15 protein-coding genes are annotated in these 18,256 nt (G+C 66.5%); 14 read left to right on the top strand and 1 reads right to left on the bottom strand.

Translation table 11 applies throughout. From position 1 onward, the window contains the following. Nucleotides 1-20 precede the first annotated feature (20 nt). From nuoE to V5F48_RS09145, 14 genes are all read left to right on the top strand, one after another. On the top strand, nt 21-842 hold the full coding sequence (gene nuoE / locus V5F48_RS09210) for an NADH-quinone oxidoreductase subunit NuoE (RefSeq protein WP_394258443.1): 822 nt from the start codon (nt 21-23) through the stop codon (nt 840-842). A 5-nt stretch (nt 843-847) separates the two neighbouring features. Further along, nucleotides 848-2,149 carry an NADH-quinone oxidoreductase subunit NuoF gene (gene nuoF / locus V5F48_RS09205; RefSeq protein WP_394110760.1) on the top strand — a complete coding sequence of 434 codons (1,302 nt, stop codon included), beginning with the start codon at nt 848-850 and terminating at the stop codon, nt 2,147-2,149. A gap of 120 nt (nt 2,150-2,269) precedes the next feature. Then, on the top strand, nt 2,270-4,348 hold the full coding sequence (nuoG, locus tag V5F48_RS09200) for an NADH-quinone oxidoreductase subunit NuoG (RefSeq protein WP_394258442.1): 2,079 nt from the start codon (nt 2,270-2,272) through the stop codon (nt 4,346-4,348). A 55-nt stretch (nt 4,349-4,403) separates the two neighbouring features. Beyond that, entirely contained in the window at nt 4,404-5,423 is a 1,020-nt protein-coding gene (gene nuoH / locus V5F48_RS09195; RefSeq protein ID WP_394258441.1) for an NADH-quinone oxidoreductase subunit NuoH, read from the top strand. A gap of 43 nt (nt 5,424-5,466) precedes the next feature. Then, nucleotides 5,467-5,955, top strand: a complete 489-nt coding sequence (nuoI, locus tag V5F48_RS09190; RefSeq protein WP_012116595.1) for an NADH-quinone oxidoreductase subunit NuoI — start codon at nt 5,467-5,469, stop codon at nt 5,953-5,955. Nucleotides 5,956-6,159: 204 nt separating this feature from the next. After that, nucleotides 6,160-6,774 carry an NADH-quinone oxidoreductase subunit J gene (locus V5F48_RS09185; RefSeq protein ID WP_394110757.1) on the top strand — a complete coding sequence of 205 codons (615 nt, stop codon included), beginning with the start codon at nt 6,160-6,162 and terminating at the stop codon, nt 6,772-6,774. Nucleotides 6,775-6,785: 11 nt separating this feature from the next. Beyond that, a complete protein-coding gene (nuoK, locus tag V5F48_RS09180) occupies nt 6,786-7,094 on the top strand; it encodes an NADH-quinone oxidoreductase subunit NuoK (protein ID WP_149574477.1) in 309 nt (102 codons plus the stop codon). A 4-nt stretch (nt 7,095-7,098) separates the two neighbouring features. After that, a complete protein-coding gene (gene nuoL, locus V5F48_RS09175; RefSeq protein ID WP_394258440.1) occupies nt 7,099-9,024 on the top strand; it encodes an NADH-quinone oxidoreductase subunit L in 1,926 nt (641 codons plus the stop codon). A 2-nt stretch (nt 9,025-9,026) separates the two neighbouring features. Next, entirely contained in the window at nt 9,027-10,538 is a 1,512-nt protein-coding gene (locus V5F48_RS09170; protein ID WP_394258439.1) for an NADH-quinone oxidoreductase subunit M, read from the top strand. A gap of 17 nt (nt 10,539-10,555) precedes the next feature. After that, a complete protein-coding gene (nuoN, locus tag V5F48_RS09165) occupies nt 10,556-11,986 on the top strand; it encodes an NADH-quinone oxidoreductase subunit NuoN (RefSeq protein ID WP_394110754.1) in 1,431 nt (476 codons plus the stop codon). 3 nt (nt 11,987-11,989) lie between these two features. Beyond that, a complete protein-coding gene (locus V5F48_RS09160) occupies nt 11,990-12,757 on the top strand; it encodes a biotin--[acetyl-CoA-carboxylase] ligase (RefSeq protein WP_394110753.1) in 768 nt (255 codons plus the stop codon). Between the two features lie 205 nt (nt 12,758-12,962). Continuing rightward, complete coding sequence (locus V5F48_RS09155) at nt 12,963-14,633, top strand: ribonuclease J (RefSeq protein WP_394258438.1); 1,671 nt, start codon at nt 12,963-12,965, stop codon at nt 14,631-14,633. A 108-nt stretch (nt 14,634-14,741) separates the two neighbouring features. Further along, entirely contained in the window at nt 14,742-15,146 is a 405-nt protein-coding gene (gene mce / locus V5F48_RS09150) for a methylmalonyl-CoA epimerase (protein WP_138398936.1), read from the top strand. Nucleotides 15,147-15,344: 198 nt separating this feature from the next. Then, nucleotides 15,345-15,617, top strand: coding sequence for a DUF1467 family protein (locus V5F48_RS09145; protein WP_394110751.1), 273 nt, complete (start codon nt 15,345-15,347; stop codon nt 15,615-15,617). A 79-nt stretch (nt 15,618-15,696) separates the two neighbouring features. Here the strand turns inward: V5F48_RS09145 and V5F48_RS09140 are convergent, their stop codons facing one another. Next, nucleotides 15,697-18,162: a putative bifunctional diguanylate cyclase/phosphodiesterase gene (locus V5F48_RS09140; protein WP_394258437.1), complete on the bottom strand. Its 2,466-nt coding sequence runs from the start codon at nt 18,160-18,162 to the stop codon at nt 15,697-15,699. Nucleotides 18,163-18,256 lie beyond the last annotated feature (94 nt).

Here is an 18,256-nt window from a genome sequence, read left to right as displayed (position 1 = left end):
TCGTTCCGGGATCTGACCCCATGTCCGTCCGCCGCCTCGCCGCCGAGCAGCCCGAGAGCTTCGACTTCACGCCGGAGCTTGAGGCCGTCGCCCAGAAGCTGATCGCGAAATATCCGGAAGGCCGGCAGGCCAGCGCCGTGGTCCCGCTCCTGTGGGAGACACAGAAAGCCGCCGGCGGCTGGCTCCCCGAGCCCGCCATCCGCGCGGTGGCGGATCGCCTCGGCATGGCGAACATCCGTGTGCTGGAGGTTGCCACCTTCTACACCATGTTCAACCTGGAGCCGGTGGGGAAGTATTTCGTGCAGCTGTGCGGCACGACCCCCTGCATGCTGCGCGGCGCCGAGGCCATCCGCCACGTCTGCGAGAAGAAGATCGGCCACGAGCGGCACATTTCCGCCGACGGCACCTTCTCCTGGCTTGAGGTGGAATGCCTGGGTGCCTGCACCAACGCGCCCATGGTGCAGATCAACGATGATTATTATGAGGACCTGACGCCTGAGACCTTCGAGACACTGCTCGATGATCTCGCCGCCGGCCGTCCCGTGAAGGTGGGTCCGCAGAATTCGCGGCGCGGCTCGGAGCCCGAGGGCGGCGCACGGGTGCTGCTCGACACCGCGCTCTACGAGTTCAAGACCAGCCTGCCCGGCTTCGCCGACGCACCCACCACCGAGACCCCGGACCTCCTCGCCGCCGGCCTGCCGCGCGCGGCGGCCGAGAGCCCGGTCGATCCCACCGCCGCCATCTCGGCGGCTCAGGAAAAGGCGGCGGACGGCGCGGACACCCGCGAGAAACGCGAGGCCGTCACGGCCGACGCCACCAAGCCGTCCGGCGCAGGGGAGTGACCGCCATGCTCGCCGACAAGGACCGCATTTTCACCAACCTCTACGGCCTGCACGACTTCGGTCTGAAGGGCGCGCTCGCCCGCGGCAACTGGGACGGCACCAAGGCCATCCTGGAGAAGGGCCGCGACTGGATCATCAACGAGATGAAGGCGTCCGGCCTGCGTGGCCGCGGCGGAGCCGGCTTCTCCACCGGCATGAAGTGGTCCTTCATGCCCAAGCAGTCCGACGGGCGCCCCCACTATCTGGTGGTGAACGCCGACGAATCCGAGCCCGGCACCTGCAAGGACCGGGAGATCATGCGCAACGATCCGCACACGCTGATCGAGGGCTGCCTGATCGCCTCCTTCGCCATGGGCGCCCATGCCGCCTACATCTATGTGCGCGGTGAATACATCTTTGAGCGCAACCGCCTGCAGGCGGCCATCGACGAGGCTTATGAGGCCCGCCTGATCGGCAAGGACAATATCTACGACTACCCCTTCGACCTCTACGTGCACCACGGCGCGGGCGCCTATATCTGCGGCGAGGAAACCGCGCTGCTGGAGAGCCTTGAGGGCAAGAAGGGCATGCCGCGGCTGAAGCCGCCCTTCCCGGCGAACATGGGCCTCTACGGTTGCCCCACCACGGTGAACAACGTGGAGAGCATCGCGGTGGCCCCCACCATCCTGCGGCGGGGTGCGGCGTGGTTCTCCTCCATCGGCCGGCCGAACAATGTGGGCACCAAGCTGTTCAGCCTGGCCGGCCACGTGAACACGCCCTGCGTGGTGGAAGAGGCCATGAGCATCCCGTTCCGGGAGCTGGTGGACAAGCATGGCGGCGGCGTGCGCGGCGGCTGGGACAATCTGCTGGGCATCATCCCCGGCGGCGCGTCCTGCCCGGTGATCCCGGCCGAGCAGTGCGAAGACCTGATCATGGACTTCGACGGCACCCGCGCGGTGAAGTCGTCGTTCGGGACCGCCGGCGTGCTGGTGATGGACAAGTCCACGGACATCATCAAGGCCATCGCCCGCATCTCCGCCTTCTTCAAGCACGAGAGCTGCGGCCAGTGCACGCCCTGCCGCGAGGGCACGGGCTGGATGTGGCGCGTGGTCAACCGCATGGCCGAGGGTCGCGCCCAGAAGCGCGAGATCGACATGCTGCTGGAAGTGACGACCCAGATCGAGGGCCACACCATCTGCGCGCTGGGCGATGCCGCCGCGTGGCCGGTTCAGGGCCTCATCCGCCACTATCGTCATGTGATCGAAGAGCGGATCGACCAATATGCCGCCAACCCACATCCGGACCCGGTTCCGGTGGCGGCGGAGTGAGAATGTCCCGCGTGGCGCGCGTGTCGCGACAGGCGGGATTTGGGACTGACATGGGAGGTCCGGCGCGCTGCGCCGCGTCGCCCGCCGTGTACAGCGCGGCATAAGGCAGAGGTGGAAGTGATGGCGAAGATCGTCGTCGACGGCACAGAAGTCGATGTACCGGCCGAATACACGCTGCTCCAGGCGTGCGAGGCGGCGGGCGTCGAGATTCCGCGCTTCTGCTTCCATGAGCGCCTGTCCATTGCCGGCAATTGCCGCATGTGCCTGGTGGAAGTGAAGGGCGGGCCGCCCAAGCCCACCGCATCCTGTGCCATGGCGGTGAAGGACCTGCGTCCCGGCCCCAATGGCGAGCCGCCGGTGGTGCTCACCAAGAGCCCCATGGTGAAGAAGGCCCGCGAAGGGGTGATGGAGTTCCTGCTCATCAACCACCCGCTGGATTGCCCGATCTGCGACCAGGGCGGCGAGTGTGACCTGCAGGACCAGGCCATGGCCTATGGCGCGGACACCTCGCGCTTCGCCGAGAACAAGCGCGCCGTTGAAGACAAGTATATCGGCCCGCTGGTGCGCACTTCCATGAACCGGTGCATCCAGTGCACCCGTTGCGTGCGCTTCTCCACGGAAGTGGCCGGCGTGCCGGACCTCGGCGCCATCGGCCGCGGCGAGGACATGGAGATCACCACCTATCTCGAGCACGCCATGCGCTCGGAGATGCAGGGCAATGTGGCGGACCTCTGCCCGGTGGGGGCGCTGACCCACAAGCCCTACCAGTTCCATGCCCGGCCGTGGGAGCTGATCAAGACCGAGTCCATCGACGTGATGGACGCGGTTGGCTCCAACATCCGCATCGACACCCGCGGCCGCGAGGTCATGCGCATCCTGCCGCGCAACAACGACCTGGTGAACGAGGAGTGGATCTCCGACAAGTCCCGCTATGTGTGGGACGGCCTGAAGGTCCAGCGCCTCGACCGGCCCTATGTGCGCAAGGACGGCCGCTTGGTCGCTGCGTCCTGGAGCGAAGCCTTCGCCGCCATCGCGGCCAAGGTGAAGGCTGCTCCGGCGGCGAAGGTGGGCGCCATCGTCGGCGATCTCGCCAGTGTGGAAGAGGTGTTCGCCCTCAAGACGCTGATCGCCAAGCTCGGTTCGGCCAATATCGACTGCCGTCAGGACGGCGCGGCGCTCGACCCGGCGCTGGGCCGCGCCACCTATGTGTTCAATCCCACCATCGCCGGCATCGAGGCGGCCGACGCCATCCTGCTCGTGGGCACGGATCCGCGCCATGAGGCCTCCGTCGTCAATGCGCGCATCCGCAAGCGCTGGCGGCAGGGCGGGCTCAAGGTGGGCCTGGTCGGCGCCAGGGTCGACCTGACCTACCCTTATGAGTATCTCGGCGCCGGTCCGGAAAGCCTGTCCGATCTCGCCGGCACCGGGGCCTTCGGCGAGGTGCTGCGCAAGGCGGAGCGGCCGCTCATCATCGTCGGGCAGGGCGCTCTGGCGCGGCCGGATGGCGCCGCGGTACTGGCGCTGGCGGCGCGTGTCGCGGTCGCCTGCGGTGCGGTGAAGGACGGCTGGAACGGTTTTTCGGTGCTCCACACCGCCGCAGCGCGGGTCGGCGCCCTCGACGTGGGCGCGGTGCCGGGCGCGGGTGGCCTTGACGTGGCGGCCATGATCGCTCCGGGCGGCCTCGACGTTGCCTTCCTCATGGGCGCCGACGAGGTGGAGGTCGCCCCCGGCGCCTTTGTGGTCTATCTCGGCACCCACGGCGACAAGGGCGCCCACCGGGCGGACGTGATCCTGCCCGGCGCCGCCTATCCCGAAAAGTCCGGCCTCTATGTGAATACGGAAGGCCGGGTGCAGTTCGCCAACCGCGCCGCCTTCCCGCCCGGTGAGGCCCGCGAGGATTGGGCCATCCTGCGCGCGCTGTCGGAAGTGCTGGGCCAGACCCTGCCGTTCGACAATGTGCTGGCGCTCCGGGCGCAACTGGTTGCCGCCTATCCCCATCTCGGCCATATCGACGAGGTGGCGGCGGCCGACCCGGCGGCCGTGTCGGCGCTGGCGCAGGCCGGTGGCACGGTGGACAAGGCAGCCTTCGCGCTGCCCATCGAGGACTTCTTTCTCACCAACCCCATCGCCCGCGCCTCCGCGGTGATGGCCGAGTGCTCTGCCCTGCGCCTCGCGGCGTTGGCGCAGGCGGCGGAGTGACGGGGATGGTGGCGCGCGTGAACGGGACAGCTGCAAGCGGCACGGGATCGAGGACATGAACTGGCAGGATACCCTTATCCAGGTGCTGATCATCCTCGGGCAGAGTCTTGCTCTGCTCGTGGCGCTCCTGGTTTTCATCGCCTTCATCCTGCTGGCCGACCGCAAGATCTGGGCGGCGGTGCAGCTGCGGCGCGGGCCGAACGTGGTGGGTCCCTTCGGCCTGTTCCAGTCGTTCGCTGATCTTCTGAAGTTCGTGTTCAAGGAGCCCACCATTCCGGCGGGCGCCAACAAGGCGATCTTCCTGCTCGCTCCGCTGGTGACCTGCGTGCTGGCGCTCGCCGCCTGGGCCGTGGTGCCGCTGGCGGAGGGCTGGGTGATCGCCGACCTGAACGTGGGCGTGCTCTACATCTTCGCCATCTCGTCGCTGGGCGTGTACGGCATCATCATGGGCGGTTGGGCCTCGAACTCGAAATACCCCTTCCTGGCGGCCCTGCGCTCCGCCGCGCAGATGGTGTCCTACGAGGTGTCCATCGGCTTCGTGATCATCACGGTGCTGATGTGCGCGGGCTCGCTCAACCTCTCGGCCATCGTCGAGGCGCAGAACGGCCGGTTCGGCTTCCTGAACTGGTATGTCCTGCCGCTCCTGCCCATGTTCGTGATCTTCTTCATCTCGGCCCTGGCCGAGACCAACCGTCCGCCCTTCGACCTCGTGGAAGCGGAGTCTGAGCTGGTGGCGGGCTTCATGACCGAATACGGCTCGACGCCCTACCTGCTGTTCATGCTCGGCGAGTACGTGGCCATCATGACCATGTGCGCCATGGCGACCATCCTGTTCCTCGGCGGCTGGCTTTCGCCCCTGCCGTTCCCGCCCTTCACCTGGGTGCCGGGCGTGGTGTGGTTCGTGCTGAAGCTGTGCTTCATGTTCTTCCTCTTCGCCATGGCGAAGGCCATGGTGCCGCGCTATCGCTACGACCAGCTCATGCGACTTGGCTGGAAAGTGTTCCTGCCGATCTCGCTGGTTGCCGTGGTGGTGGTCGCGAGCGTCCTGCACTTCACCGGGATGGCGCCGCGATGACCGCGCCCGTCCTTCTTCCGCACTGCCTTCCGGGAGAGCGTTCATGAAGCTCGATCAGGCCGCGCGCGGTCTCTTCCTGACGGAGCTCGTCTCCGGCTTCTTCCTCGCCATGCGCTATTTCTTCAAGCCCAAGGCGACGCTGAACTATCCCTTCGAGAAGGGGCCGCTTTCCCCGCGCTTTCGCGGCGAGCATGCGCTGCGCCGCTATCCCAATGGGGAAGAGCGCTGCATCGCCTGCAAGCTGTGCGAGGCCATCTGCCCGGCGCAGGCCATCACCATCGAGGCCGGGCCGCGCCGCAATGACGGCACGCGCCGCACCACCCGGTACGACATCGACATGGTGAAGTGCATCTATTGCGGCTTCTGCCAGGAGGCGTGCCCGGTGGATGCCATCGTCGAGGGGCCGAACTTCGAGTTCGCCGCCGAGACCCGCGAGGAACTCTATTACGACAAGGAAAAGCTGCTCGCGAACGGCGACCGGTGGGAGCGCGAGATCGCGCGGTCCATCGCAATGGATGCGCCGTATCGATGAGCGCGCTTCCGGCCGGTGGCCGGAAGGCGAGGGACAGGTGTTGCCGGCTTTCGGCCGGCAGTGGGGGACAGCCGAGCGTCACGCGTCCTGCGCGACGACACGACAGTGGACTTTTGGGATGCGTCAAGGCAATCGACAGGCCGGCCGCCATTCGGGGCCGGACATGACCGGCGCGGGCGCGCCGCGGGGAGGGGGGCTTCGCGCATGAACGTCGCGGCAGCGTTTTTCTATCTCTTCGCCTTCGTGCTGGTGGCGTCCGCCTTCATGGTGATCTCCTCCCGCAACCCGGTGCAGTCCGTGCTGTTCCTCATCCTCGCCTTCGTCAATGCGGCGGGGCTCTTCATCCTGATCGGGGCGGAGTTCCTCGCGCTGATCCTGGTGGTGGTCTATGTGGGTGCGGTGGCGGTGCTCTTCCTCTTCGTCGTGATGATGCTCGACGTGGACTTCGTGGAGCTGCGCCAGGGCTTCCTGCAATACCTGCCGGTGGGCCTTGTGGTCGGCCTCATCTTCCTCGCCGAGCTGGTGCTCGTGGCGGGGGCCTGGGTGGCCGGGCCCGGTGTCGCTTCGGCGGTGGCGTCCGCGCCACCCGCGGCCGGCGACGTGGGCAACGTCCAGGCCATCGGTCGGGTGCTCTACACCGACTACATCTACTTCTTCCAGGCGGCGGGCTTCGTGCTCCTCGTCGCCATGATCGGCGCCATCGTGCTCACGCTCCGCCACAAGGTGAATGTGAAGCGCCAGAACGTTTCGGCGCAGGTCGCGCGCACCGCCAAGTCCGCCATGGACGTGGTCAAGGTGCGTCCCGGCCAGGGGCTTTGAGGGGGATGGGCATGGTCATCGGTCTCTCCCACTATCTCACCGTCGCGGCGATCCTGTTCACGCTGGGGACGCTGGGCATCTTCCTCAACCGGAAGAATGTGATCGTCATCCTCATGTCGGTGGAGCTGATCCTGCTCGCCGTGAACATCAACCTGGTGTCGTTCTCGGCCTTTCTCGGGAATTTGACGGGACAGGTGTTCGCGCTGTTCGTCCTCACGGTCGCGGCGGCCGAGGCGGCCATCGGCCTCGCCATCCTCGTGGTGTTCTACCGCAACCGCGGTTCGATCGCCGTCGAGGACATCAACGCCATGAAGGGCTGAGGCCATGTATCAGGCGATCGTCTTCTTCCCCCTCCTCGGCTTCCTTGTCGCCGGCCTGTTCGGCCGCACCATGGGCGCGCGGGCCAGCGAGGTGGTGACCACCTCCCTGCTGTTCATCGCCTGCCTCCTGTCCTGGATCGCCTTCTTCAGCGTGGGGTTCGGCGAACACGACACGCGGGTCCAGGTGATGCAATGGATCCATGTGGGCGACCTCAAGGTCGACTGGGCGTTCCGGATCGACACCATGACCGTGATCATGCTGATCGTGGTCACCACCGTGTCCTCGCTGGTGCACCTGTACTCCATCGGCTACATGCACGAGGATCCGAGCCGGCCGCGCTTCTTCGCCTACCTGTCCCTCTTCACCTTTGCCATGCTGATGCTGGTGACGGCGGACAATCTGCTCCAGCTGTTCTTCGGCTGGGAGGGCGTGGGCCTCGCCTCCTATCTGCTCATCGGCTTCTGGTACCAGAAGCCCTCCGCCAATGCGGCGGCCATGAAGGCCTTCGTGGTCAACCGCGTGGGTGACTTCGGCTTCATGCTGGGCATCTTCGCCATCTTCGTGATGACCGGCTCCATCGCCTTCGAGCAGGTGTTCGCGGCGGCCCCGTCGCTGGCCGGCAAGACCATTCCCTTCCTCGGCCACCATTGGGACGCGCCCACGGTCATCGCCCTGCTGCTGTTCGTCGGCGCCATGGGCAAGTCGGCGCAGTTCCTGCTGCACACCTGGCTACCCGACGCCATGGAGGGGCCGACCCCGGTCTCCGCCCTCATCCACGCCGCCACCATGGTGACCGCCGGCGTGTTCATGGTGGCGCGCATGTCGCCCATCTTCGAGCTGTCCCAGACCGCGCTCAACGTGGTGATGCTGACCGGTGCCACCACCGCCATGTTCGCGGCCACGGTTGCCCTGGTGCAGAACGACATCAAGAAGGTGATCGCCTATTCCACCTGCTCCCAGCTCGGCTACATGTTCGTCGCCATGGGCGCGGGGGCCTACTCCATCGGCGTGTTCCACCTGGTGACGCACGCCTGCTTCAAGGCACTGCTGTTCCTCTGCGCGGGCTCGGTCATCAACGCGATGCACCATGAGCAGGACATGCGGAACATGGGCGGGCTCTACAAGAAGATCCCCTTCACCTACGCCATGATGCTCATCGGGACCCTGGCCATCACCGGCTTCCCCTTCCTCGCGGGCTATTATTCCAAGGACGCCATCATCGAGTCGGCCTGGGCCTCGCACAATTATTTCGCCCTCTACGGCTGGGTGATGACGGTTGCTGCGGCGGCGCTGACCTCCTTCTATTCCTGGCGGCTGATCTTCCTCACCTTCCATGGCCATCCGCACGATCATCACCACTACGAGGCGGCTCATGAATCGCCGCGGGTGATGACCATTCCCCTCGGCGTGCTGGCGGTGGGCTCGGTGATCGCGGGCTTTACGCTCTACAATGTGTTCGCCGGCGAGGGCGTGCACCATTTCTTCCGTCACTCCATCTTCATGGGCGCGGAAAACCACATTCTCCATGATATGCACGACATCCCGCTGTGGGCGAAATACCTGCCCACGCTGATGATGGTGTTTGGCTTCGTGATTGCCTACTGGTTCTACATCGTCGACCGCACGGTCCCGGTGGCGCTCGCCAAGTCGCAGGATGCGCTCTATCAGTTCCTGCTCAACAAGTGGTACTTCGACGAGCTCTACGACCGCATCTTCGTGAAGCCAGCCCTATGGATCGGCCGGCTGCTGTGGAAGCGCGGCGACGGCACCATCATTGACGGCTTCGGCCCCAACGGCGTGTCGGCGCGCGTGCTCGACGTGACACGCGGGGTGGTGCGGCTCCAGACCGGCTACCTCTACCACTACGCCTTCGTGATGCTTATCGGCGTCGCGGCCTTCATCACCTGGTTCATGTTCGCCGGAGTGTGACGATGACCGACTGGCCCATCCTCTCCGTCGTCACCTTCCTGCCGCTTGTCGGCGCGCTCTTCATCCTGGTGGTGCGGGGCGACGACGAGGTCGCCGCGCGCAATGCCCGCTGGGTGGCGCTGTGGACGACCCTTGTCACCTTCGTGGTGTCGCTGTTGCTGCTGACCGGGTTCGACCCTGCCGCGCCCGGCTTCCAGTTCGTGGAAAAGACAGCCTGGCTGGGCGAGCTCGCCGCCTACCACATGGGTGTGGATGGCATCTCGCTGCCCTTCGTCATCCTCACCACCTTCCTCATGCCCTTCTGCATCCTCGCCTCCTGGGAGAGCGTGAATAAGCGCGTGAAGGAATACATGATCGCGTTCCTGGTGCTCGAGACGCTGATGATCGGCACCTTCTCGGCCTTGGATCTCGTCCTCTTCTACTTCTTCTTCGAGGGCGGCCTCATCCCGATGTTCCTCATCATCGGCGTCTGGGGTGGTCAGCGGCGCGTCTATGCGGCGTTCAAGTTCTTCCTCTACACGCTGGCCGGCTCCGTGCTCATGATGCTCGCCATCATGGCCATGTACTGGCAGGCCGGCACCACGGACGTGCCGACGCTGCTCACCTACGGCTTCCCGTCGGGCATGCAGACCTGGCTGTGGCTTGCATTCTTTGCCTCCTTCGCGGTGAAGATGCCCATGTGGCCGGTGCACACCTGGCTGCCCGACGCCCACGTGGAGGCGCCCACCGCCGGCTCCGTCATCCTGGCGGGCGTGCTGCTGAAGATGGGCGGCTACGGCTTCCTGCGCTATTCGCTGCCCATGTTCCCCGAGGCGAGCCACTATTTCGCGCCGCTGGTGTTCACCCTCTCCGTGGTGGCCATCATCTATACGTCGCTGGTGGCCCTCGTTCAGGAGGACATCAAGAAGCTGATCGCCTATTCGTCCATCGCCCACATGGGCTTCGTGACCATGGGCATCTTCGCCATGAACGAGCAGGGCCTGCAGGGCGCCATGTTCCTCATGATCTCCCACGGCTTCGTCTCCGGCGCGCTGTTCCTGTGCGTGGGCGTCATCTATGACCGCCTGCACACCCGCGAGATTGCGGCCTATGGCGGTCTCGTGCACCGCATGCCCCTCTACGCCACGGTGCTGATGATCTTCACCATGGCCAACGTGGGCCTGCCGGGGACCTCGGGCTTCATCGGCGAATTCCTGACCATGCTCGCCGCTTTCGAGCGCAACACCTGGGTGGCCTTCTTCGCCGCGACAGGCGTGATCCTCTCGGCGGGCTACGCCCTGTGGCTCTACCTGCGCGTGGTGTTCGGGCCGCTCGAGAAGGAGAAGCTGAAGTCCATGATGGATCTCACCCCCCGTGAGATGGTGATCATGGTGCCTTTGGTGATCCTCACCATACTGTTCGGCGTGTGGCCCGCGCCGATCCTCAACATGACGTCCCATGCGGTGAACGCGGTGGTCGCGCGTACCGATTCTGTGGCGGGCGCGGTGAAGACCGCCCTGCTGCTGAGCTTTTAATCCTCGAGGTCGCCTCAATGACGCAGCTCCTGCCTCCCATCGGCGCGATCCTGCCCGAACTGGTGCTCGCCATCTCGGCGATCGTGCTGATCCTCATCGGCGCGTTCCGCGGGGAGGGGTCAGCCAATCTTGTCACCGGCCTCGCCATCGCCGTGCTGGCGGCGGTCGGCGTGCTGGTGCTGCTGCAGCCCGCCGTCGAGGTCACCGCCTTCAACGGCTCCCTCGTGGTGGATGCCTACAGCCGCTTCATGAAGCTGCTGGCGGTGCTCGGCGCCGTGGTCTCGCTGATCATGGCGGTGGACTGGCAGGCTCGGGAGAAGCAGGCGAAGTTCGAATATGCCGTGCTCATCGTCATCGCCACCCTCGGCATGTGCATGCTGATTTCGGCAGGTGACCTGATCGCGCTTTATCTTGGCCTCGAGCTCATGAGCCTGTCGCTCTACGTGGTCGCGGCGATCAACCGCGACTCGATCCGCTCCACCGAAGCGGGCATGAAGTATTTTGTGCTCGGGGCCTTGTCCTCGGGCATGCTGCTTTACGGCGCCTCCTTCATCTATGGTTTCACCGGCTCGGTGAACTTCCAGCAGATCGCCACCGTGGCCAAGGAGCCCTCTTTCGGGCTGATCATCGGCATCGTGTTCCTGCTGGCAGGACTGTGCTTCAAGGTGTCCGCGGTGCCGTTCCACATGTGGACGCCCGACGTCTACGAGGGCGCGCCGACCCCGGTCACGGCCTTCTTTGCCTCGGCGCCCAAGGTCGCTGCCATGGCCATCTTCGTGCGCGTCGTCATCGAGGCGTTCCCGCACGTCACCCACCAGTGGCAGCAGATCGTGGCCTTCGTCTCGCTCGCCTCCATGGTGCTCGGCGCCTTCGCCGCCATCGGCCAGCGCAACATCAAGCGCCTGCTCGCCTATTCCTCTATCGGCCATATGGGCTTCGCGCTGGTGGGCCTGGCCGCCGGCACGGCGGAGGGCGTGCGCGGCGTGCTGCTGTACATGACCATCTATGTGGTCATGACGCTTGGCACCTTCGCGTGCGTGCTCACCATGCGCCGCAAGGGCCAGGCGGTGGAGACCATCGAGGACCTGGCCGGCCTCGCCCGCCGCAATCCGCTGATGGCGCTCGCGCTTGGCGCGCTCATGTTCTCGCTGGCCGGCATCCCGCCGCTGGCGGGCTTCCTCGCCAAATATTATGTGTTCGTCGCTGCGATCCAGGCCGGGCTCTACGGCCTCGCGGTGGTGGGCGTGCTTGCCTCGGTGGTCGGCGCCTTCTACTATCTGCGCGTCGTCAAGATCATGTATTTCGACGAGCCGGTCGATGCCTTCGACCCCATGCCGACGGAGCTGAAGGCGGTGCTGGCGGTGAGTGGGCTTTTCACCATCTTCTATTTCGTCTATCCCGCTCCTCTTATTGAGGCGGCGGGTGCCGCTGCCCGTTCGCTCTTCTGATCGATGGCTCATTACGAATTCCAGGGTTCCACGGTTCCCATCGTCCGCTTCACCCAGATCGGCTCCACCAACGCCGAGGGGATGGCGCGCCTTGCCCGGAGCGAGACCTTCCCGGTCTGGCTGGTGGCTGACATCCAGACCGCAGGACGTGGCCGGCGTGGCCGGCCCTGGACGTCGGAGCTTGGCAATCTGTTTGCCAGCCTCGTGCTGCCGAACCCGGCTCCGGTGGCCAATCTGGCCCAGCTCTGCTTCGTGGCCGGCCTCGCCCTGCGCGACGCCGTGCTCGCGGCCGCACCGGAGATCCGCCCGGAAGCGCTCAAGCTCAAGTGGCCCAACGACCTGCTGCTGGACGGCGGCAAGGTCGCCGGCATCCTTGTGGAAGGGGGCAGTGATCCTTCCGGCCGACCTGCGGCGGTGATCGGATTCGGCGTGAATTGCCTGCACCATCCCGATGATCTGCCCTACCGCGCCACCAGCCTTGAGGCGTCCGGCGCGCCCACGGCGCCGGATCGGCTGCTGGAGGCGCTCGACCTCGCCATGGCGGTCCGCCTCAACCAGTGGAACGCGGGCGCCGGCTTTCCCGCCATCCGCACCGACTGGATGCGCTATGCGCTCGGCATGGGCGACCAGGTGAGCGTCAGGATCGGCGAGCGCGAGGTGGTGGGCCGGTTCGAGAATATCGATACCCGCGGCGCCATGATGCTGCGCCGCAAGGATGGTATCGCGGAGATCATCACCGCCGGCGACGTCTCTCTCGGCAAGACCGATTAAGACCGATTGAGCCGCGCAGACTTTGGTGCGGCCCCTTGCATTGCGGCGCGCGGGCCGCTTCATTGGGAGCGATCCTGATTGACCGCCCCCCGGCCGGAGCGGACCACCTCCGCCGGCCTCCTGATTTTCGGCGCGCCCGTCCGCGTGCTCCGGTCTTTGCCGGGGCCTTGTCGGCGCGGGTGCCGCGTTTGGAAGTGACCTTTTGATGGCACCAACCGACGAACTGGTCTTCGCACCCCTTGGCGGGGTCGGCGAGATCGGCATGAACCTCGGCCTTTATGGCTTCGGCCCGCGCAAGGCCCGCACCTGGCTGATCGTCGATCTCGGCATGAGCTTCGCGGGGGAGGAGGCGCCGGGCGTCGATCTCGTCCTGCCGGATATCCGTTTTCTTGAAGCCGAGAAGAAGCATATCGCCGGCCTGGTGCTCACCCATGCCCACGAGGACCATATCGGCGCGGTGCTGGACCTGTGGCCGCGCCTGAAGTGCCCCATCTACACCACCCGTTTCACCGCGGGGCTGCTGGAAGCCAAGCGCGCGGGTGAGCCCGGCGCGCCGTCCCAACTGCCGGTCACCGTGGTGCGCAGCGGCGGAACCGTGGAGATCGGCCCGTTCGGGGTGGAATTCATCCCGGTGGCCCACTCGATCCCCGACAGCCATGCCCTCGCCATCCGCACCAAGGTGGGGCTGGTGGTGCACACCGGCGACTGGAAGCTCGATCCCACCCCGGTGGTTGGCTTGCCCACGGACGTCGCCCGCCTCAAGGCGCTGGGCGACGAGGGCGTGCGGGCCATCATCTGCGATTCCACCAACGCCGTGCGCGACGGCGTTTCGCCGTCCGAGGCCGATGTGGGGGCCTCGCTTCGGGAGATCGTCGGCAAGGCGAAGCACCGGGTCGCCTTCACCACCTTCTCGTCGAACGTGGCGCGCATCCGCGGCATCGCCGAATCGGCTTACGCCAACGGCCGTGAGGTGGTGGTGGTGGGCCGTGCTCTGGAGCGCGTCATCGGTGTCGCCCGGGAGCAGGGGCTGCTGGACGGTGTGCCGGCCTTCCGCTCCGCCGAGGCCTATGGCTACCTGCCGCGCGAGAAGGTGGTGGCCATCCTCACCGGAAGCCAGGGGGAGCAGCGGGCCGCGTTGCGCCGCATCGCCGACGACGACCATCCGGAGATCGCCCTGTCGCCGGGCGACCTGGTGGTGTTCTCCTCGCGCACCATTCCCGGCAACGAGAAGGTGGTGAACCACATCGTCAACGCCCTCACCAAGCGGGGCGTGGAGGTGCTGACGGATCGCAAGGCCCTGGTCCACGTGTCCGGCCATCCGCGCCGGGGCGAGCTTGCCGAAATGTACAAGCTGGTGCGGCCCCAGGTGTCGATCCCGGTGCATGGTGAGGCGCTGCACCTGCATGAGCATGCGCAGCTGGCGAAGAGCCTCGGGGTGCCCGAGGTGGTCAATTGCTACGACGGCAACGTCATCCGCCTTGCCCCCGGCCCGGCGGAACGGGTGGACGACGTGCCCTTCGGCCGCCTCTACAAGGATGGCCGCCTGCTGATCCCCGATGGCGGCCGCTCGATCCCGGAGCGGCGCAAGCTCTCCTATGTGGGCGCGGTTTCGGTGGCCGTCGCGGTGGACCGGCAGGGGGGGCTTGCGGGCGACCCCTCGGTGGAGATCACGGGTGTTCCCGAGCGGGGGGAGGGGGGCATCGACATGCTCGACCACGTGCTCGATACCGTGGTCGCGACCCTCGATACCCTGCCGAAGGCCCGCCGCCGCGACCCCGATGCGCTGGCGGAGACGCTGGAGCGCGCCGTGCGCAGCGCCGTGAACGCGGTGTGGGGCAAGAAGCCGGTGTGCCACGTCCATATCCTGGAGGTGTGACGGCGGGCCCCTGATCCGGTGGATGAGGCTGCCGCGTCTTCGACCTCCGGCGTGTTCCGCGCCGGCCTCGCTTGCGGTATGGATCGCAAGACCTGAGCGGAGGAAATCATGATCGGACGCCTGAACCATGTGGCCATCGCGGTGCGCGACATCGCTGCCGCCTCGGCGCTTTATCGCGACACGCTCGGTGCGGACGTTTCGGCCGCCGTGCCGCAGGAAGAGCATGGGGTGACCACCGTGTTCGTCACCCTGCCCAACACCAAGATCGAGTTTCTGGAGCCGCTGGGGGAGAATTCTCCCATCGCCAAGTTCCTGGAGCGCAATCCGGACGGCGGCATCCACCACATCTGCTACGAGGTGGACGACATCCTCACGGCCCGCGACCAGCTGAAGGCGACGGGCGCCCGCGTGCTCGGCTCCGGCGATCCCAAGATCGGCGCCCACGGCAAGCCGGTGCTGTTCCTGCACCCCAAGGACTTCAACGGCACCCTGGTGGAGCTGGAACAGGCCTGACCCGATGGCGGGCGGTTGCCGGCTCGATCAACAGGGCCGTCTCTGACCTGAGAGAGGACACGTTGTCCGATCGGATCGCGGTGCAATCTGATCGGCGCGTGCTCTGTCTCGCCGTTTTTACGCAATTCCAGACGCAAGATCGCTGCACACTATCGCTGCACGCTTTTTTGCTGGAATTGCCCGAGCGAGGACTATCGCGTGTCGATTGGTGCCGTCGTCGCCATCTATTTCATCGTCTGGTGGATCGCGCTGTTTGCGGTCCTGCCCTGGGGGGTGCGCTCGCAGGCGGAGAGCCGGGACATCACGCCCGGCACCGATCCAGGGGCGCCCGTGCGCCCCGCATTGCTCAAGAAGGCCCTGGCCACCACCATTCTCGCGGCGGCGATCACGGCCGGCATCGTCTGGCTCATCACCAGCGGCGCCGTCTCGCTGGAAGACCTGCCCATGCCCTTCGACACCAAGGAGGGGTGAGCCGGCCCGTGCGCAGCCCGGCCTTCGCCCGGTTGAGCGCGAGCGGCCGCCGGCCACTTGGGCGATCCCCCGGCGGGGGTCAATGGAGCAGCGCGCTGCCGGGCGGAGCTGCGCCGGTGGACAGCGGCCCCTGAAGTGCGAGGCGCAGGAAGCGCTCGCTGGTCATGGCGCGGCCGAACAGATAGCCCTGCCCATAGCCGCATCCACGCTCCTTCAGGAAGGTGCATTGCTCGGCTGCCTCGATGCCCTCCGCCACCACGTCGAGCCCAAGCGCCCGGGCGATGGAAATGATGGCGGTGGCGATTTCCGCATCGGCGGCGTGCGGCAGGTCGTGCACGAAGCTGCGGTCGATCTTCAGCTTGGAGATGGGAAAGCGCTTGAGATAGGCCAGCGACGAGTAGCCGGTGCCGAAATCGTCGAGCGCGATGCGCACGCCGCTGGCCCGCATGTCGTGCAGCTTGCGCTCGGCCGCCGCCGCTCCGAACAGGACGTTCTCGGTGATTTCGACCTCCAGCCGGGCGGCGGGAAGCCCGGTGCGCCGCAGCACGTCTTCCATGTGCTCGCACAGGGTGCCGCGCTGGAACTGCCGCGGCGAGAGGTTCACGGCGATGAAATCGAGGTCAGCCCCCGCCGCGTTCCACTGCACCATCTGGCGGCAGGCCTCTTCCAGCACCCAGTCGCCCAGCGGCTCGATGAGGCCGGTTTCCTCGGCCAGCGGGATGAAGCGGTTGGGCTGGACAAGGCCGTGCGTCGGGCTCTGCCAGCGCACGAGAGCCTCCGCTCCCACGATGCGCCCGCTGGCGAGGTCGACCACCGGCTGGAAGTTCAGGCGGAATTCCTCGCGGGCGAGTCCGCGCCGGAGGTTTGCCTCCATCTCCATGCGGACCTTGGCGCTGCGGGTGAGGGCCTGGGTGTAGAACGCATAGATCCCCCGTCCCTGGGCCTTGGCCTCGGCGAGGGCCGTGGTGGCATGCTGGAGGAGCTGGGCGGCATCTTCGGCATCGAGCGGATGGAGGCTGATGCCCACGCTGGCGCCCAGATAGATCTCGCCGTCTCCCACGGTGAACGGCCGGGCCAGTTCGTCGATCAGGCGGGTGGCGGCCATGGCAGCATCGTGCGGCCCTTCGATCTCTTCGAGGATCACCACGAATTCGTCGGCGCCGTAGTGGCCGAGCGTCGCATCGGTATCGAGCGCGGCACGGATGCGCTCGGCCGCCGCCTTGAGCACGGTGTCGCCGGCCATGTGACCGAGGCTGTCGTTGACCGTCTTGAAGCGGTCGAGGTCAAGGAACAGGACGGCGCAGCTCTTGCCGGCGCGGCTGACGGCCAGGTCCAGGAGGGAGGCCAGCAGGGTGCGGTTCGGTAGATCGGTGAGGGGATCGTAATGGGCGATCCGGTCCAGCTCGAATTCGGAATGCTTGATCCGGGTGATGTCCTGGAAGGCGCCCACATAGTTGTGCGGCGCGCCCTTCTCGTCGTAGACGGTGCGGATGCTGAGCTGCTGGAGAAAAACCTCGCCGTTTTTGCGGCGGTTCCAGATTTCGCCTTGCCAGACGCCCGTTGAGGTGAGCGCCGCCCACATGCCGCGGTAGAACTCGCGGTCGTGCCGGCCGGAATGCATGATGCGCATGGTCTTGCCGAGGATTTCGTCCTCGGTGAAGCCGGTGATCTGGGAAAAGGCCGGGTTCACCGCCGAAATCACCGCGTCAAGGTCCGTCACCACCAGGCCGTCGTGGGAGCTGGCGAACACGGCGGCGGCAAGCCGGAGGTGGCGCTCGCTCTGCTTGTGCGCCGTGACGTCCGTGATCATGCCCACCACGCGGATCGAGGCATGATCGCCATCACGGGTGGCGAGGCCCTGCCACCGGACGTTGCGCCTTGTGCCGTCGGGCCGGGAAATCTGGACGTCGAGATCGACACTGTTGCCGTTGCCCCGGACGAGAGCCTTCCGCGCCACGGCCACCTTGCGCCGGTCGGCGCCGCGCAGCATCTGGCGAAAGGCGCTTCGCACAGTGATGGGCGCGTCGGGCGCAATGCCGAGGATGTCGCGGGCGAGGGGCGACAGATGCAGGCCGCCGCTGCGCAGATGCATGTCGAACACGCCCTGATTCGACCCCCGGACCGCGAGATCGAAGCGTTCCTCGCGCTCCCGCAGGGCCATGCCCTCGCTGCCCTCGCTGCCGACGGGCGCCAAACCCATCGCGGTGCGCTCGAAGGCCGCAGCAGGCAGGCAGGCTGCGAATGCGGCGGGGATCATCGCTTTGGGTTTTCCGGTGGTGCGGCGCGGGCGTGCTCGCATGATGAGACCGCAGGCGACCATCACCGCCACCAGGACGCCCGCAAAGATGGCAACGGGCAGGGCGGGAAGGCCTGGAAGTTCGATCAGGTCCTGCGGTGCCGCTGCCGTCGCAGGACCGGCCGACGCGGCCAAGATCGCCAGGACGACGGCCACGACGATCGCAAGGACGATCACAACGACGACCGCAAGAAAGGCCGCAAGGCCCGGTGCAGGGATGGAGTGGAACATGGCACCGCGTGCCCTCATTGTCCCATGGCTCCAGCGCTCCGCCCTACGTCCGACCGCTCGTGCCGTGGACGGGGCAATGTCGTGGCATATTAATACCTCTATAACTTGGCTT

Source organism: Xanthobacter autotrophicus ATCC 700552 (assembly GCF_043194565.1).
GTDB lineage: Bacteria > Pseudomonadota > Alphaproteobacteria > Rhizobiales > Xanthobacteraceae > Xanthobacter > Xanthobacter autotrophicus_F.
Note: the sequence above shows the minus strand (reverse complement) of the source record. Positions and strands in the feature narration are given on the sequence as shown.

What these genes read in the sequence shown, in the direction of transcription:
- nuoE (WP_394258443.1), top strand. Translation starts at nt 21, where the DNA reads ATGTCCGTCCGCCGCCTCGCCGCCGAGCAGCCCGAGAGCTTCGACTTC.
- nuoF (WP_394110760.1), top strand. Translation starts at nt 848, where the DNA reads ATGCTCGCCGACAAGGACCGCATTTTCACCAACCTCTACGGCCTGCAC.
- nuoG (WP_394258442.1), top strand. Translation starts at nt 2,270, where the DNA reads ATGGCGAAGATCGTCGTCGACGGCACAGAAGTCGATGTACCGGCCGAA.
- nuoH (WP_394258441.1), top strand. Translation starts at nt 4,404, where the DNA reads ATGAACTGGCAGGATACCCTTATCCAGGTGCTGATCATCCTCGGGCAG.
- nuoI (WP_012116595.1), top strand. Translation starts at nt 5,467, where the DNA reads ATGAAGCTCGATCAGGCCGCGCGCGGTCTCTTCCTGACGGAGCTCGTC.
- V5F48_RS09185 (WP_394110757.1), top strand. Translation starts at nt 6,160, where the DNA reads ATGAACGTCGCGGCAGCGTTTTTCTATCTCTTCGCCTTCGTGCTGGTG.
- nuoK (WP_149574477.1), top strand. Translation starts at nt 6,786, where the DNA reads ATGGTCATCGGTCTCTCCCACTATCTCACCGTCGCGGCGATCCTGTTC.
- nuoL (WP_394258440.1), top strand. Translation starts at nt 7,099, where the DNA reads ATGTATCAGGCGATCGTCTTCTTCCCCCTCCTCGGCTTCCTTGTCGCC.
- V5F48_RS09170 (WP_394258439.1), top strand. Translation starts at nt 9,027, where the DNA reads ATGACCGACTGGCCCATCCTCTCCGTCGTCACCTTCCTGCCGCTTGTC.
- nuoN (WP_394110754.1), top strand. Translation starts at nt 10,556, where the DNA reads ATGACGCAGCTCCTGCCTCCCATCGGCGCGATCCTGCCCGAACTGGTG.
- V5F48_RS09160 (WP_394110753.1), top strand. Translation starts at nt 11,990, where the DNA reads ATGGCTCATTACGAATTCCAGGGTTCCACGGTTCCCATCGTCCGCTTC.
- V5F48_RS09155 (WP_394258438.1), top strand. Translation starts at nt 12,963, where the DNA reads ATGGCACCAACCGACGAACTGGTCTTCGCACCCCTTGGCGGGGTCGGC.
- mce (WP_138398936.1), top strand. Translation starts at nt 14,742, where the DNA reads ATGATCGGACGCCTGAACCATGTGGCCATCGCGGTGCGCGACATCGCT.
- V5F48_RS09140 (WP_394258437.1), bottom strand. Translation starts at nt 18,162, where the DNA reads ATGAGGGCACGCGGTGCCATGTTCCACTCCATCCCTGCACCGGGCCTT.